This is a genomic window from Sphingomonas phyllosphaerae FA2 (assembly GCF_000427645.1).
Taxonomy (GTDB): domain Bacteria; phylum Pseudomonadota; class Alphaproteobacteria; order Sphingomonadales; family Sphingomonadaceae; genus Sphingomonas; species Sphingomonas phyllosphaerae.
This window is the reverse complement of the sequence record NZ_ATYK01000004.1, coordinates 1-13,855: the sequence shown is the minus strand read 5'-3', so window position 1 is coordinate 13,855 and position 13,855 is coordinate 1. Positions and strand designations below refer to the sequence as shown.

At 68.9% G+C, this 13,855-nt stretch carries 10 protein-coding genes; 1 reads left to right on the top strand and 9 read right to left on the bottom strand.

Translation table 11 applies throughout. The features are described 5' to 3' along the window. Positions 1–99 precede the first annotated feature (99 nt). The 7 genes from SPHPH_RS18350 to SPHPH_RS0100020 form a co-directional block, all read right to left on the bottom strand. A complete protein-coding gene (locus SPHPH_RS18350) occupies positions 100–1,011 on the bottom strand; it encodes a replication initiator protein A (protein WP_081668383.1) in 912 nt (303 codons plus the stop codon). 406 nt (positions 1,012–1,417) lie between these two features. Further along, a complete protein-coding gene (locus tag SPHPH_RS0100045; protein WP_028964880.1) occupies positions 1,418–1,738 on the bottom strand; it encodes a DUF3147 family protein in 321 nt (106 codons plus the stop codon). Positions 1,739–3,492: 1,754 nt separating this feature from the next. Next, positions 3,493–4,083 carry a hypothetical protein gene (locus SPHPH_RS0100040; RefSeq protein WP_028964879.1) on the bottom strand — a complete coding sequence of 197 codons (591 nt, stop codon included), beginning with the start codon at positions 4,081–4,083 and terminating at the stop codon, positions 3,493–3,495. 76 nt (positions 4,084–4,159) lie between these two features. Beyond that, complete coding sequence (locus SPHPH_RS0100035; RefSeq protein ID WP_037487743.1) at positions 4,160–4,348, bottom strand: YbdD/YjiX family protein; 189 nt, start codon at positions 4,346–4,348, stop codon at positions 4,160–4,162. Then, entirely contained in the window at positions 4,332–6,434 is a 2,103-nt protein-coding gene (locus SPHPH_RS0100030; RefSeq protein ID WP_051272703.1) for a carbon starvation CstA family protein, read from the bottom strand. The genes SPHPH_RS0100035 and SPHPH_RS0100030 overlap by 17 nt, the downstream gene beginning before the upstream one ends. Positions 6,435–6,605: 171 nt before the next feature. Then, positions 6,606–7,340: a 2OG-Fe(II) oxygenase gene (locus SPHPH_RS0100025; protein WP_028964876.1), complete on the bottom strand. Its 735-nt coding sequence runs from the start codon at positions 7,338–7,340 to the stop codon at positions 6,606–6,608. Further along, complete coding sequence (locus SPHPH_RS0100020; protein ID WP_028964875.1) at positions 7,337–8,074, bottom strand: 2OG-Fe(II) oxygenase; 738 nt, start codon at positions 8,072–8,074, stop codon at positions 7,337–7,339. The genes SPHPH_RS0100025 and SPHPH_RS0100020 overlap by 4 nt, the downstream gene beginning before the upstream one ends. Before the next feature lie 84 nt (positions 8,075–8,158). On the opposite strand from SPHPH_RS0100020, the gene SPHPH_RS18345 reads away from it, so the two are divergent. Then, complete coding sequence (locus SPHPH_RS18345) at positions 8,159–9,928, top strand: putative 2OG-Fe(II) oxygenase (protein ID WP_051272701.1); 1,770 nt, start codon at positions 8,159–8,161, stop codon at positions 9,926–9,928. Positions 9,929–9,955: 27 nt separating this feature from the next. On the opposite strand, the gene SPHPH_RS0100010 is transcribed toward SPHPH_RS18345, so the two are convergent. Together SPHPH_RS0100010 and SPHPH_RS0100005 are read right to left on the bottom strand one after the other, a co-directional pair. After that, positions 9,956–10,522: an invasion associated locus B family protein gene (locus SPHPH_RS0100010; protein ID WP_028964874.1), complete on the bottom strand. Its 567-nt coding sequence runs from the start codon at positions 10,520–10,522 to the stop codon at positions 9,956–9,958. 58 nt (positions 10,523–10,580) lie between these two features. Beyond that, positions 10,581–13,855 (bottom strand): autotransporter outer membrane beta-barrel domain-containing protein (locus SPHPH_RS0100005; protein WP_028964873.1); only part of this gene is annotated, 3,275 nt, incomplete at its 5' end.

The following is a 13,855-nucleotide window of genomic DNA, read 5'->3' as shown; positions in this document are numbered from 1 at the left end:
TCGTTGCGCCTTCGTGCTTACGCACGGAAAACCGTCGGGGTGGTTCGTGCTTTCGGGCGGGAAACCCCCTGCCCTGCCCGCGACGCGCGCGCGGACGGGTCAGGCGTCGGTCGTTGCGGGGCCGCTGGCGGTCGGCGCGGGCGGGCCGACGAACTGCAACGCCGCGTCATGCGTGATCGTGACCAGCGTCGTCAGCCGCGGCCGCCCGCCATTGGGCCCGGGCTCCTTATGGTCCGTCAACGCCAGCATATATTCGGGGATCGACTGGTTGCGGACCACCTCCCGCAGCGTGCGGCGGAAGTTTTCGAGCGAGCGCGGTTCGAGCGAGCACCCCACTCTGCCCGCCAGCTCGACCGCGTCGATCTCGAACCGCGCGCCGTCGACGCAATTGAACTTCGCCAGCTCATACAGCCGCCGCTCGATCGGGCCGAGCTTGAAGAAATCGTCGTGATAGGCTGCGATCCGGCGATCGGTGAGGATCGCGCGGTGCAGCCAGTCGCACAGCATGACCTCGACATGCTTCACACGGCGTTCGCCATTGGGAAGCTTGGTATATTTGATGTCGGCCTTGAGCAGCCACGAGAAAGCGCTGTCCGACCCCTCCCCGCCCGTCTCGATATTGGTGATGATCTGCGTGCCCTGCAGCCGCGCCAGCGACGCCTTGAGCGCGCTGTACGATCGCGCCGAGGCGTTGGTGCCGGTCATGCGGAACAGGTCGTTGGCGGTGAAGCTGAGCGTGCGGTCGACCGTCTCCCCCGCCTCGAGCCGCCCGACCATTATGCTGGCGATATAGAGCAGGATTTCCTTGTCGTAGATCGTCGCCACCCCGGTCTTGCTGGGGTTGATCTCGATCCGCGCCGCCTCGCTCTCGAAGGTCATCGGCTCCATCTGCGCGCGCTTGGTGAGCGCGAAGAACGGGAATTCGGCGACGGTGCGCTCACCCTGAATATCGCCGAGCAGTGGGCTGTCGAGCCGGAACAGATCGCCTTGGGGCGGAATGACCTTGGTCATGGATGCGGCTCCGTGCGCGCGTGCCGGATGCGTTCGTGCTTTCGGGCGGAAAACCCCTGCCCCGCCGTGCGGAGCGTCGCGGGGGGTGGCGTGCGCATGACGCGGATTTACCGGGCCGCGGGCGGGCGTGTCAAACGTCGGCAGGTGGTGCGGTTCGGGTGGATGTTGGCGAAGGTGGCGCAAAAACGAGGTGTAGTGAAATCTATGTCTACGTGTAGGCATGTGGGATAATTGACCTATCGACGTGTCGTAAATTCGACACTTAGGCGGTCATTGCGAGCGTAGCGAAGCAATCCAGGGCGTCCTGGTCCGGCTCTGGATTGCTTCGCTACGCTCGCAATGACGGACACGACATGTCTACACGCCGACACGTCGATCACAGCGACAGCTCGAAGCGCGGGCCCAGTCACGTCATCCCCGTGTAGAGAGTAATCGTCAGTGCGCAGCCCGCCGCCAGCGCGGGCCAGAAGCCGACGCCGTGGCGCAGCAGCGCCGGGATCAACAGGAACATCGGCAGCGACGGCAGCACGTACCAGAAGGTCGCGCCGGCGTGCGCGGCCATGTTCGCGGCGTCGGGCTTCTCAAGCCAGAGCCACATCATCCCGAGCACCGACACGAGCGGCAGCGACGCGACCAACGCGCCGACGCCGGGATAGCGCTTCGCCAGCGTCGAGGCGGCGGCGATCAGCAGCCCGGAAACGAACGACTTGAGGAGGAAGGGGACCATGCCCCGTTGTAGGGCCGCGCCGGCCGCAGAGGGAAGGGGATATGTCGGGGTGTCGAGCTGTCGACATGCCGACCGGTTTTGCTGAAGTGAGGCGTCGCCTTGGCAGGTTGGGGGCGCGCCGCGGGGTGGCACCGGCCTACATTTTAGCGACCGTGTCGACATTACGACACGTCGACAGTGCAGGTGATCGCTGCGTGCGCATCGAGGCATCCAACGGCGAACGGACACATACTCCAATTGCTCTGTCACTTGATGGGATCGTATTGGTGTCTGCGCGTCGAGCCGTCGACATGTACGGCCAACGACGGGCGCTATGGGGTCGACAGCACGACGCGTTATTGCGAGCGAAGCGAAGTAATCCAGTGTTGGATCAGGACGCCCTGGATGGCTTCCCCCGGCCTTCGCCGAGGTCGTAATGGCGACCCGCGCGGAGAGAGGGGCATCGGCGTGTGCCGGGCAGTTGAGGGGCGGGGGCTCCACGAACAGGACTGGAGGCTGATCGATCGGTCGGTGGCTATCGAGACGCTGAAGAAGGTTGGGTCACGCGGAGGCGCAGAGGACGCGGAGGTGTTGCGCTCGCCGCACCGGCCCGCTTGGCATCGAGCTGACTTAGGTGCGGGCGCCGATCTGGATGCCGAGCGTCGTCCGGCTACGCTATGATCACGGCAATGGGGTTCCAGAACGATGGATGTCGAGGCGTCGAGGTGTCGACATCCTGACGTGCTGGCGGATCGACACGGTGACCTGAGGAACGCCGGCCATGCTGGCCGCGCTCGGTTACCTTCGACGCCGGCGGTGAGGGCAGAGGAGCGCTCCGCTTGGCGGTGCGCAGCAAGGCCAGCATTACCTTTCGCGTCACGACATCAGCACATGTCGACATGTCGGGTCATCGACATGTTGCCTGCACCGCGAGCGATGGAACGCGCCTCGCGGACGGTTGCTCATGCCGGCCCCCGCCATCACAATTCGCGACAGAGATGCCGGAGGAGGGGAGGGCACCGATCGTGCTACCGCCCGGCGAGGCGGTGCGCGGCGGGGCCAGCATAACCTTACGGATCACGCCATCATCGCATGTCGACATGTCGTGTTATCGACATGTCGTCTACATCGCGGGACGCGGGAATTGCGCCACGAACGGTTGCTCAGGCCGGCCGATCGTCATCATGGTGCCCGGAGGAGGGGTGGGGAGCTCTCGCCCGCTCGCACGATCAGGCGCTGACGACCGGGCGGTCGGGCTCTCTACCTCGGTGAAATGGCGATCCGCCAACAGCACTCCATTCCGAGCCGAAAGGGCAGAGGTTCTCACGCGGAGGCGCGGAGACGCGGAGGTCTCGCGCCTGCCTCACCCGGCTGCGAGAACCGGGACCGCCTTTCCGATCGTTCGGCGGTGGTCGGGAGCACGTCGCGTCGGGATCGCGCCTTTTGCCCGGATCGCGAAGAAGTGGGGCCCCGGATCAAGTCCGGGGCGACGATCGAGGGAGTCTTTGGTGCAGAAGCACCGATACCCCTTCAGGCAATGTCGATCGGCCGAGCTGCCGACGATCGCAGGCAGAACATCCCGATCGTCATGCGGAGCGCTGCGTCACGATGACGGCTACCGATAGCGCCATCACGCCCCGACGCCCGCGGAAGACGACCTCGCACTGCGTCGTCCGGCACCCTCTCTGCGCCTCCGCGCCTCCGCGTGAACCAATCCCTCCTCTACAAACGCCGCCCGCCAGACAATCCGACACGTCGACACCTCGACATGAAGATTAGGAATGCGGCTGGGTGTAGATCGTGAAGCCGTCACTACCGAACGAGCCCAGCGCGATCTCCAGCCCGGCGGCGTTCAGCCCCTCCCGCAAGGCGCCGCCCTGCAAGCCCTGCATCGCGACATTGACATTGTCGGTGCTGGCGCCGGCCACGAAGTCACCGTGGATCTCGCACAGCGTCGTCGCGCAGTGCACGCGCAGCTTGTCGCGATCGAGATACGGCACCTTGACCAGCCCCGCGTCGATCACGCGCTGCATCCGCGCGGCGGCCGCGGCGTCGATCGGCTCGGCACGGAGCCGGCGATACAAGGCGTTCGCGGACATCGCTGGGTCGGGAAGCGTCTGGCGCAGGGTGTCGTCATCGGGGATGCGCGCGGGCGCACCGGTCGCGGTCGCCGCAGGAGTCGGCCCGGCGTGCGGGTCGGCGCGCGCGACCGTCGGCGGCGCGGGCGCATCGGCCGGATGCGCCGCGACCACCTTCACGCCGTCCGCCGGTGGGGCAGGGGAGGGGCCGGTCTGTCGTCCGAGCAGCCAGCCGACCGCCAGCAACGCCACCCCCGCGATCACGCCCCAGACGATGTTCGGCCGCATCCCCGTCCTCCCGCTCGCATTGCTGCCAATCTAGGCTGGCGCGGCCCCGCCGCAATCGGACGACCGTCAGACCGCTTCAGCAACAGCGCGGCGGCGCGCCCTTGCCGGTGCCGTAACGGCGATCGATCCGGTCACGGTGGAAGTCGGTACGGCTCAGCACCGGCTCGCCGGGGTGATGCGCGGCGCGGTGTGCGAGGTAGGCGTCGTAATCGGGGACGCCGACCATCAGCCGCGCGGTTTGCGCCGCCTTACGCCACCACGACATCGCCAGCCTCCTGCCCGATTTCCTGTGCGGTCGGGCGGTCGCTGGCCAGCGCACGCCGCGCCACCGCCACCCCGTAGACCACGATCGCCAGCACCAGCACGACGAAGAACGCGCACACCGCGGCGTCGACGCGGTCGTTGAAGACGATCCGCGCCATGTCGGCGGGGGTCTTCGCCGGGGCGAGCAGCCGGCCCTCGCGCAGCGCGATCGCGAACTTGTCGGCGTGCGACAGGAAGCCGATCCGCGAATCGGGGTGGAACAGCTTCTGCCACCCCGCGGTCAGCGTGCAGATCAGCAGCCAGATCGTCGGCGCGATCGTCACCCATGCGTAGCGTTGCCGCTTCATGCGGAACAGGATCACGGTCGCCAGCGTCAGCGCGATCGCCGCCAGCATCTGGTTCGAGATACCGAACAGCGGCCACAACGTGTTGATGCCGCCGAGCGGATCGGTGACGCCTTGATACAGGAACCAGCCCCACGCCCCGACCGCCAGCGCGGTCGCGATCAGGTTCGGCGCGAGCTTCTCGGTCGCGCGCATCGCCGGGATGACGCTGCCGAGCAGGTCCTGGATCATGAAGCGCGCCACGCGCGTGCCGGCGTCGACGGTGGTGAGGATGAACAACGCCTCGAACAGGATCGCAAAATGGTACCAGAAGGCCATCAGCGCTTGCCCGCCGATCACGCGGCTGAGGATGTGCGCCATCCCCACCGCCAGCGTCGGCGCGCCGCCCGCGCGGCTCAGGATCGTGCCCTCGCCGACGTCGCGCGCGATCTGGGTCAGCGCCTCGGGCTGGATCTGGAAGCCCCATTGGCCGATCGCCTGCGCGGCGCTGGCGACATCGGTGCCGATCAGCGCGGCTGGCGCGTTCATCGCGAAATAGACCGCCGGGTCGAGCACGCACGCCGCGATCAGCGCCATCACCGCGACGAAGCTTTCGGTCAGCATCGCGCCGTAACCGATGAAGCGCAGGTCGCCTTCGGTCGCGATCATCTTGGGCGTGGTGCCGCTGGCGATCAGCGCGTGGAAGCCGGACACCGCGCCGCACGCGATCGTAATAAACAGGAACGGGAACAGCGCGCCCGCGAACGCCGGGCCGGTGCCGTCGATGAAATGCGTCACCGCGGGCATCTGCAGCGTGGGCCGGACGATCAGGATGCCGAGCGCGAGCCCCGCGATCACCCCGATCTTGAGGAAGGTCGACAGATAGTCGCGCGGCGCGAGCAGCAGCCACACCGGCACCACCGAGGCGATGAAGCCGTACGCCATCAGCGCGAGCGCGAGCGTCGGCCCGGTCAGCGTGAACAATGGCGCGAGGGCAGGGGAGGCGGCAACCTGCTGCCCGCCGAAGATCGCGGCCATCAGCAATACGAAGCCGATCCCCGACATTTCGGCGATCCGGCCGGGGCGGAGGAAGCGGCCGTAGAGGCCCATGAACAAGGCGATCGGGATCGTCGCGGCGACGGTGAAGGTCCCCCACGGGCTGTCGGCGAGCGCCTTGACGACGACCAGCGCCAGCACCGCGAGCAGAATGACCATGATCGCGAGCACCCCGATGAGCGCGATCGTGCCGGGGACGCGCCCCATTTCGGTGCGGATCATGTCGCCGAGCGAGCGCGCGTCGCGGCGCGTCGAGCAGAACAGGATCAGGAAATCCTGCACCGCGCCCGCGAACACCACTCCGACCAGCAGCCAGAGCGTGCCGGGGAGATAGCCCATCTGCGCCGCGAGCACCGGCCCGACCAGCGGCCCGGCACCCGCGATCGCGGCGAAGTGATGCCCGAACAGCACGTTGCGGTCGGTCGGGACGAAGTCGAGCCCGTCGGCACGCCGCTGCGCCGGGGTGGCGCGCGTGGGGTCGACCTGCGCGACGCGGGTGGCGATGAACAAGGCGTAGAAGCGGTAGGCGACGAGATAGGTACACAGCGCGGCGGTAACGATCCACAACGCGTTGACCGGCTCGCCCCGGTGGAGCGCAACGACGCCGAGCGCTCCCGCGCCGAGCAAGGTGATCGCGCCCCACAGCAACCACTCGCGCGGGGTTTGCGGGGTGAGCCGTCGATGCGCCGTCACCGTCGCCGCTGCCATGTCGATCCTCCCGCCTGTATCGTTACCCCTGCATCGCATCCCGGCAGCGGCAGCGCCAGTGTGCGTGCGGCGCTTCGAGGGATTACCGCGGAGCCGCGCCGGGTGATGTTTCCGCTTCGATCGACCGCGCTCGTCACCGCAGACGTGTCGACAGGTATGACCGTCGACCTGTCAGCCGGGCGTTCGCGCGCCCCGCAGCCAGCCGGTGATCGCATAGCGGCGATACGGGGCCTCGGGTGCGACGCGCGAGACGCTGTGGACCTGCGGCACCGCGAAGACGTCGAGCGTGTTGAAACCGGGGGCGACGCCGGTCACCCACCCGTCGTCGCCGTGGAACAGCAGCAGCCCGCCCCATTCAACCCGCCATTCGGGGTTGAGCCCCAGCACATAGGCCGCACGGCGCGCCTTGCCGGGGACCGCGTCGGTATGCCCGGTCAGGAAATCGCCGGGCGCATAAGCGGTCGCCTGTCCGTCGGCAAAGGCGATGTCGGGCGCGCCGACCAGACGGCGGAGCGCCGCACGCGCGGGGCCTTCCGACAGCCAGCGCGTGAAAGGTGACAGCGCCGGGTCGCCGGCCGGACCGTCGCCATCGCCGTCGCTCAGCCGCAGCGTTTCGTAGCGATATTGGAAGCCGTGCCGCGCGCCGTTGCGCACCGCCTCGTCGAGCGCGGCGGCTTGCGCAGGCGCCATCGCCGCGCGCGTGGCGCGATCCAGCTCGAACACCTTATCGCCGCTGTTGATGACCTGTCGCCAGTCGTCACGCCCGCGCAGCGCGGCGTGAAGCCGCTCGGCGGCGTCGCCCGCCAGCAGGTCGCGGATTCGTACGCGCCCGTCCGCCGCAAAGCGCGCGCGCAACGCATCCCAGTCGAGCGCCGGGTTCAGCGCCAGCGTCGCGGAGTCAATCATCGGTCGCGGAACCAGCCGGTCACCGCGAAGCGCCCGACCGGCGCGAACGGCGGGACGAACGTGACGTTATGGCGCTGCGGCACCTCGAAGATGTTCAGGCTGTTGAAGCGCGGGCGATAGCCGGCGATGATGTCGTCGTCGTCGTCGAGGAAGGTCAGATAGCCGCCCCAATCGGGCCGCCAGTCACGCGACAGGCCCAGCACATAGGCGACCCGCCGCGCCTCGTCGTTCGTGCCGCGATCGTCGTGGACCGCCAGGAAATGATTGGGCGCGAACAGGGTCGCCTGCGCATCGGCCTTGATCAGCTCGGGAATGCCGGTGACCGCGCGGATGAAGTCGAGGAAGGCGGGCGCGTTTATGTGTTCGAGCAGCAGCTCGAGCGGATGCCCCGGTACCCAGCGTTGCAGATAGGCATCCAGCATCGGATATTGCGCATAGACGAAGCCATAGTCGCCGCGCCCGACCGCGCCCGCCGCACCCTGCCACATCTCGTTGGCGCGCGCCGGGGCGAGCGACCGGATTGCCTCGGCGCGCAGCGACTGCGGCGCGGCGCCCGCCTCGCGCCATGCCAAGCCATAGGGGGTCTGGCGCTGCACGACCTCGGCGAGCACCTCGGCCGAGCGCTCGGTCAGCAGGTCGCGGATCTGAAGACGGCGGGTCGCGGCGAATTGCACCGCCAGCGCCGACGCATCCAGCGCGGGGTTGAGATCGAACAGGGGCAGAGGGGCGGTCATCCCCCGCATCTTTCCCGACACCGGCGATGCGATCAAGGGCAGGGGCATGGACAGGGCGGCGGTCGCGCGTGCAATCTTACCCCGATGTCGAACAGCTTGCCGCTCCTCGCCCGTGCCGAAGCCGCCTTCCGCGCCGGACGGCTGGAGGACGCCGACCGCGACCTGACGCAACTGATCGCGACGCAGGGCGAGCAGCCCGCGGCCTGCCACCTGCTGGCGCTGGTCGCGCGGCGGCGCGGCGATGCGGCGCGCGCCGACGCATTGTTCCGGCGCGCGCTGGCCGGGGCACCTCGCGACGCGCAGGTGCACAACAATTACGCCAACCTGCTGCTCGACAGCGGCGCGCTCCACCGTGCGCTCGACCATTATGAAGCGGCGGTGCGGTTCGGGGGCGCGGCGTTCGTCGAGGCGCGCTACCATCGCGCGGTGGTGCTGCACCGGCTGGGGCGCCAAGCGGAGGCGCTGGCGGCGCTCGACGACGTGCTGCGCACCCACCCCGACCATGCCGCCGCGCACAGCCAGCGCGCGATCGTGCTGCGCGCCATGGGGCGGCTCGACGATGCCGCGGCAGCGTTCGACCGCGCGCTGGCGCTTCAGCCGACGCGCGCGGTGAGCCTGTATGGCCGGGCGCGGGTGGCGCTGGAGCGCGGCGAGGCCGACGCGGCGGCATTGTTCCAGCGCTGCATCGCAGCCGGGGCAGGGGACCGCGATGTGCTGCTGGGGCTGGCCAATGCGCTGGAGGCGGAGGGCGATCCGAAAGGCGCGGCGCTGCTCGCCAATGCGGTCGCGCAATTCCCCGACTGGATCGAGGCGCAGGAGGAACTGGCGCGGATGCGTTCCGAGGCAGGGGAGGGGGCGCTGCTGACCACGGGCTATCGCGCCGCGCTGACGCAACGCCCGCGCGATCTGGCGCTGCATCTGTCGCACTGGCGGACGCTGGCGCGCGCCGAACGGCATAGCGAGGCGCTCGCGGCGATCGCAGCGGCGCGTGCCGACCTGCCCGATACGCCTGAACTATGGCTCGCCGAGGCGACGATCGCGGTCGAGGCGCGCGACGGCGCGCGCGCCGATGCGGCTCTGGCGCGCGTGGCGGGGCATTCCGAGGCGGCGGTGCCGGCGGCGCGACGCGCGCTGGCCGCGGGCGACCCGACGCGCGCGGCCAGCTTGCTCGACGAACGGTTGGCGACCGCGCCCGACGATGTCGCGGCGTGGGCGTATCGCGATCTGGCATGGCGGCTGACCGGAGACGCGCGCCACGCATGGCTGAGCGGACAAGCGGGGCTGATCGCGGCGATCGACCTCGAATTATCGGCTACGACGCTGGACGAACTCGCGACGCTGCTCCGTTCGCTGCACCGTGCGCGTGCACATCCGATTGGCCAGTCGCTGCGCACCGGCACGCAGACGCGCGGACGATTGCTGGAACGCACCGAGCCGGCGTTGCGGGCATTGCGCGCGCGGTTGCACGAGGCGATCGCCGCGCATCTCGCCGCACTGCCGCCACGTGACGCCGCGCACCCGCTGCTGAGGTACCGCGACGCGACACCGAAGCTCGCGGGGTCGTGGTCGGTGCGGCTGACCGATGCGGGCTTCCACGTCAGCCATATCCATACCGCGGGCGTGCTCAGCTCGGCGATGTACGTCGCGCTGCCCGACGGGCTGGACGAGGGCGATCGCGAGGGATGGCTGGAACTCGGCTGTCCGCCCGATGCCCTCGGTCTCGCGCTGGAGCCGCTGACGACGATCGCACCGCGACCGGGGCGGCTGGCGCTGTTCCCCAGCTATCTGTTCCACGGCACCCGCCCGTTCGCGCGCGGAGAACGGCTGAGCGTCGCGTTCGACGTGGTGTTCTAGCGTTCTACGATGCCGCCCGGCGAGGCTTCAAACGCCCTCGCTCAAGCTCTTTTCCAGCGCCGCCGCGCCCCCGGCGAAACCTCGCATCGAGAAGGTGAGTGTTACCGTCTTGCGGGTCTGAAGCTGGTAGGTCGCATCTGCCTGATCGGCGATCGCACCAAGCGCGGCGAGCTGGTCGGGGCTCAGCACCGCCCCGGCCTGACAGCTGTCGGGGCGACAGGCCACGAAGGGCAGCCGCACCAGTTCCTTGCCCGCATGGGTCAACCGGACGCCTTCCGGCAACCACGCGCTGATCGGCACATCGACCGACAATTGCCGCCCCGTCTCGCCGGGAACGGAGCGAAGCATCAGCTTCAGCGCCACCGCGGACGCGCCGGCATCGTTCTTCAGCGTGACCGTCGACATCAGGCCGCAGATACGGACGTGCGGCTTGGCATCGGTGCGCGTCTCGCAATGCAGGTTCCACGCCTCGAAATTGCGGTCCGAGCCGTAGACCTTCGGCGCTGCCTCGGCCTGTCCGGCGACCGCGGGTGTCGTGGCGAGCATCGCCACCGTCAGCGCCAGTGCCGCAACCTTGTCGATCATCGTCTTCATCCGTCTCTTCTTACCGGGGATGGCCCGGCCGCCCGATCATGGACGGCCGGGGCATCGGTTACCAGCGAACGCTGATCCCGCCGGCATAGGTGTTGCTCTGCGCATTGGCCGCATCGCCGTAGCGATAGCTCGCCCGCAGGCTGACCGCCGGCGTCACCGCGACGTCGACGCCGACCGCACCGCGGAACGCGGTATCGCCGGCATTGGCGGCGCGCACCGAGAAGCGCTGGCCGTACAGCGTGGGATCGATCGTGCTGTACGCATCGGCCAGTTCCCGAACCGCAAAGGCCGAGGCATAGGGCCGCACCTGCGCCCCGCCCAGGTCGAAGCTGGTCGACAGGCGTGCGCCGCTGCGTAGCTGGAACGCCTCGCGGCGATCGGTCCCGGTCGAAAGCGCGGTGATCGCATCGCCACGCTCGTCGAGCGCGCGGCGATCGAGCCGGTCATAGGCCAGACCGATCGCGGGGGTCAGATCGAGGCGACCGAGCCGGACCGGCGCGCCGATCTCCAGATCGCCGCCGATCGAGGCGCCGCGCGGCGTGGCCGACAACCGCGCCGTATCGTTCGACAACTGAACCGCACGCGACACCTTGTAGCGATCGATCCCGCTGGAGACGATCGCATTGGCGTAGATGCCGTCACCCTGCCACTGCGCGTATGCGAGCAACTGGTAGCTGTTCATCCGCGCCTGACCGAGCCCGTTCGCCGAGGCGTTGGAGCGGGCGTAGGAAACACCGCCGCCGATCATCGCCCCGTCCGAGACGCTCTTGTCGATACCGACCGTCATCGTGGTGCCGGTGCCGCGATAGCCTTGGCCGAAGCCGTCGCCATCGATCTGCTGCGTCGCGCCGGCAATCGTGCCCCACAAGCGCTGGCTGATCGGCGTGTCGCTGCCGGTCAGTCCGCTCACGGCGGTGTCGAGCAGGTGATCCGACACGCTGGTACGCGTCAGGCGGCTGCTCTGCACCACTGCGTCCATCGCATCGGCGTAGATCTCGCCCGAGCTCTGGCTGAGCGTCCGGCCGAGCTGTTCGGGCGACAGGGCCATCAGGCCGGTCGCGAACGTGCCCTTGCCGCTGGTGTCGCGGACACCGGCCGCGCCGCGGAAGCTGTCGACCGCGGCACCGACGCTGGCCGCGTTGCCGTTGGTCCCGTCGAACAGTCGGGCGTAGCTGGCCGCCGTCACCGTCAGCACCACGGCATTGGGGGCGTACAGCACGTCGAAGCGGCTGTTGGGCGCCAGCCCCGCGCTCGGCTGCGTCAGGCCGGTGTAGCTGCCGGTGACACCGCCCTGCGCCGTGACCACGGTGAAGGTCTGGCCAATCGCCGGGGTGTAGCTGTTGCTGGCATCACCGGTGATCCCGCGCAGCTTTGGTGCGATCGTGCCCGCCGCGGTATAGACGCTGCCCGCCCCGTTGAGCACCAACGTGTCGTAATGGCCGGCACCCAGGCCCGCGGTCGCGCCATCGACGTCGACGGCGAACGTGCTGCCTGCGAACTGCGTGACGCTGCCCGACACCACCAGGCGACCCGGCGAGTTGCCGGGGGCCAGCGTGCCGCGCACTTCCATGCTGCCGTTGATCGCGCCGGAACCGCCGGCGGTGCCGTCCTTATCTACCCACACGTTGCCGGCGAAGCTGTTGTTGAAGCTCAGCGTCCCCTGCTGGACACAGGCACCGATCGCATTGCTGGCGGCGGCGAGCAGGTTGAGTTGCCCGGCACCCTGCTTGATCAGGCACTGATCGCCGTCGAGCGTTCCCGTCAGGCGAACGATGCTGTCGCCGGTATCCATCACCGCGTTCGTGCCGGTGACATGGACATTCTGGGTAATCGCCATGTCAGCACCCGCGGAGAAGCGGCTGTCCTTGCGCAAATAGATGTCGCCACCCGCCGCACCGATCGCCGACTGCTGGGTTGCCAGCAGACGCCCGCCCAGAACGTCGATCACGACTTGGCTGTTCGTGCCGGTCAGCGTCAGCGTGCCCGAACCCGTCTTCTGCACGATGCCCGAGCCCAGGATGTTGCCCGACACCGTGATGTCGTGCGCGCCCGTGTCGAACGCGGCCAGCTTGGTGTTCTGGACCTGGATCGCATGCGCGATCGTCATGTCGGCCAGCGTGCGCAGCGTGGTGTTGTCTTCGATCGTGACGACGCTGCCGGCCTTGCCGAGCGCGGCGTCCGAGCTGAAGGCAAGCGTGCCGCCGCGCACGTTGATGCCGTTCTGCGAATTGACCCCCGTCAGCGTCAACGTGCCGTTGCCCAGCTTGTTGAGCGTACCGTCGCCGGACACGGCCCCGGTCAGCGTCACGTCATGACCCAGCGTGTCGATGCCGCTGGTGGCATCGGTCAGCACGACCGCATTGCCCGTCGATAGGTTCCCCGCCGTCGCCAGCGTGGCCGCATCGATCGTGATCGGTCCATTGCCCAGGTTCGCGGCCCGCGCGACTGCCACGGTACCTTCCGCGATCGTCAGGCCGCCGGTCATGTCGTTGTCGCCGCTCAGCGCAAGGATCCCGCTCCCGGTCTTGGTCAAGCCGCCGGTGCCGGTGATCGTGCCGGCATAAAGCGTGTCGCCGTCGTTGCGGGTGCCCAGCGTGCCGCCCGTCAGACGGATTGTGCCGTTGCCGCTGATCGGTCCGACCTGCTCGGACGACAGGAGGTCGAGCGTGCCGTCGTTACGTAGCGGACCATTGTCCGCCAACGCGTTGCCGCCGCTGACCGCCAGTTCCGCCCCCCGCGCGACGGTCGTGCCACCCGTGTAGGTGTTGGTACCGGCCAACTGCTGCCGCCCGCCCGCAACCGTCACGCCACCGGTACCCGCGATCGTGCCGTCGAAGCGGTCGGCGGCGTCGGTCAGGACGAGGCCGTTGGTGCCCAGCGCAACATTGCCGGTGCCATCGAGGGTGCGGATCGACGCGCCGCCATTATGCGGGGCAATGTCGAACGTGCCGTTGGCGGTGACGCCGCTCGAGGTGGCGAGGCTGCCGTCGCCGGCCAGACCCAGCGTCGCGTCCTGCGCGATGATCGTGCGCCCAGTGAAGGTGTTGGTGCCTGCGAGCTGCTGGTTGCCACCTGCGACCGTCACACCGCCGGTGCCCGCGATCGTGCCGTCGAAGCGGTCCGCCGCGTTGGTGAGGATCAGGCCGTTGGTGCCCAGCGCAACATTGCCGGTGCCATCGAGGGTGCGGATCGACGCGCCGCCATTATGCGGCACGATGTCGAACGTACCGTTGGCGGTGACGCCGCTCGAGGTGGCGAGGCTGCCGTCGCCGGCCAGACCCAGCGTCGCGTCCTGCGCGATGATCGTGCGCCCAGTGAAGGTGTTGGTGCCTG

Bases quoted from the DNA above. Each gene is read 5' to 3' on its own strand.
- SPHPH_RS18350 (WP_081668383.1), bottom strand. From the start codon at position 1,011: ATGACCAAGGTCATTCCGCCCCAAGGCGATCTGTTCCGGCTCGACAGC.
- SPHPH_RS0100045 (WP_028964880.1), bottom strand. From the start codon at position 1,738: ATGGTCCCCTTCCTCCTCAAGTCGTTCGTTTCCGGGCTGCTGATCGCC.
- SPHPH_RS0100040 (WP_028964879.1), bottom strand. From the start codon at position 4,083: ATGCGGCCGAACATCGTCTGGGGCGTGATCGCGGGGGTGGCGTTGCTG.
- SPHPH_RS0100035 (WP_037487743.1), bottom strand. From the start codon at position 4,348: ATGTCGTGGTGGCGTAAGGCGGCGCAAACCGCGCGGCTGATGGTCGGC.
- SPHPH_RS0100030 (WP_051272703.1), bottom strand. From the start codon at position 6,434: ATGGCAGCGGCGACGGTGACGGCGCATCGACGGCTCACCCCGCAAACC.
- SPHPH_RS0100025 (WP_028964876.1), bottom strand. From the start codon at position 7,340: ATGATTGACTCCGCGACGCTGGCGCTGAACCCGGCGCTCGACTGGGAT.
- SPHPH_RS0100020 (WP_028964875.1), bottom strand. From the start codon at position 8,074: ATGACCGCCCCTCTGCCCCTGTTCGATCTCAACCCCGCGCTGGATGCG.
- SPHPH_RS18345 (WP_051272701.1), top strand. From the start codon at position 8,159: ATGTCGAACAGCTTGCCGCTCCTCGCCCGTGCCGAAGCCGCCTTCCGC.
- SPHPH_RS0100010 (WP_028964874.1), bottom strand. From the start codon at position 10,522: ATGAAGACGATGATCGACAAGGTTGCGGCACTGGCGCTGACGGTGGCG.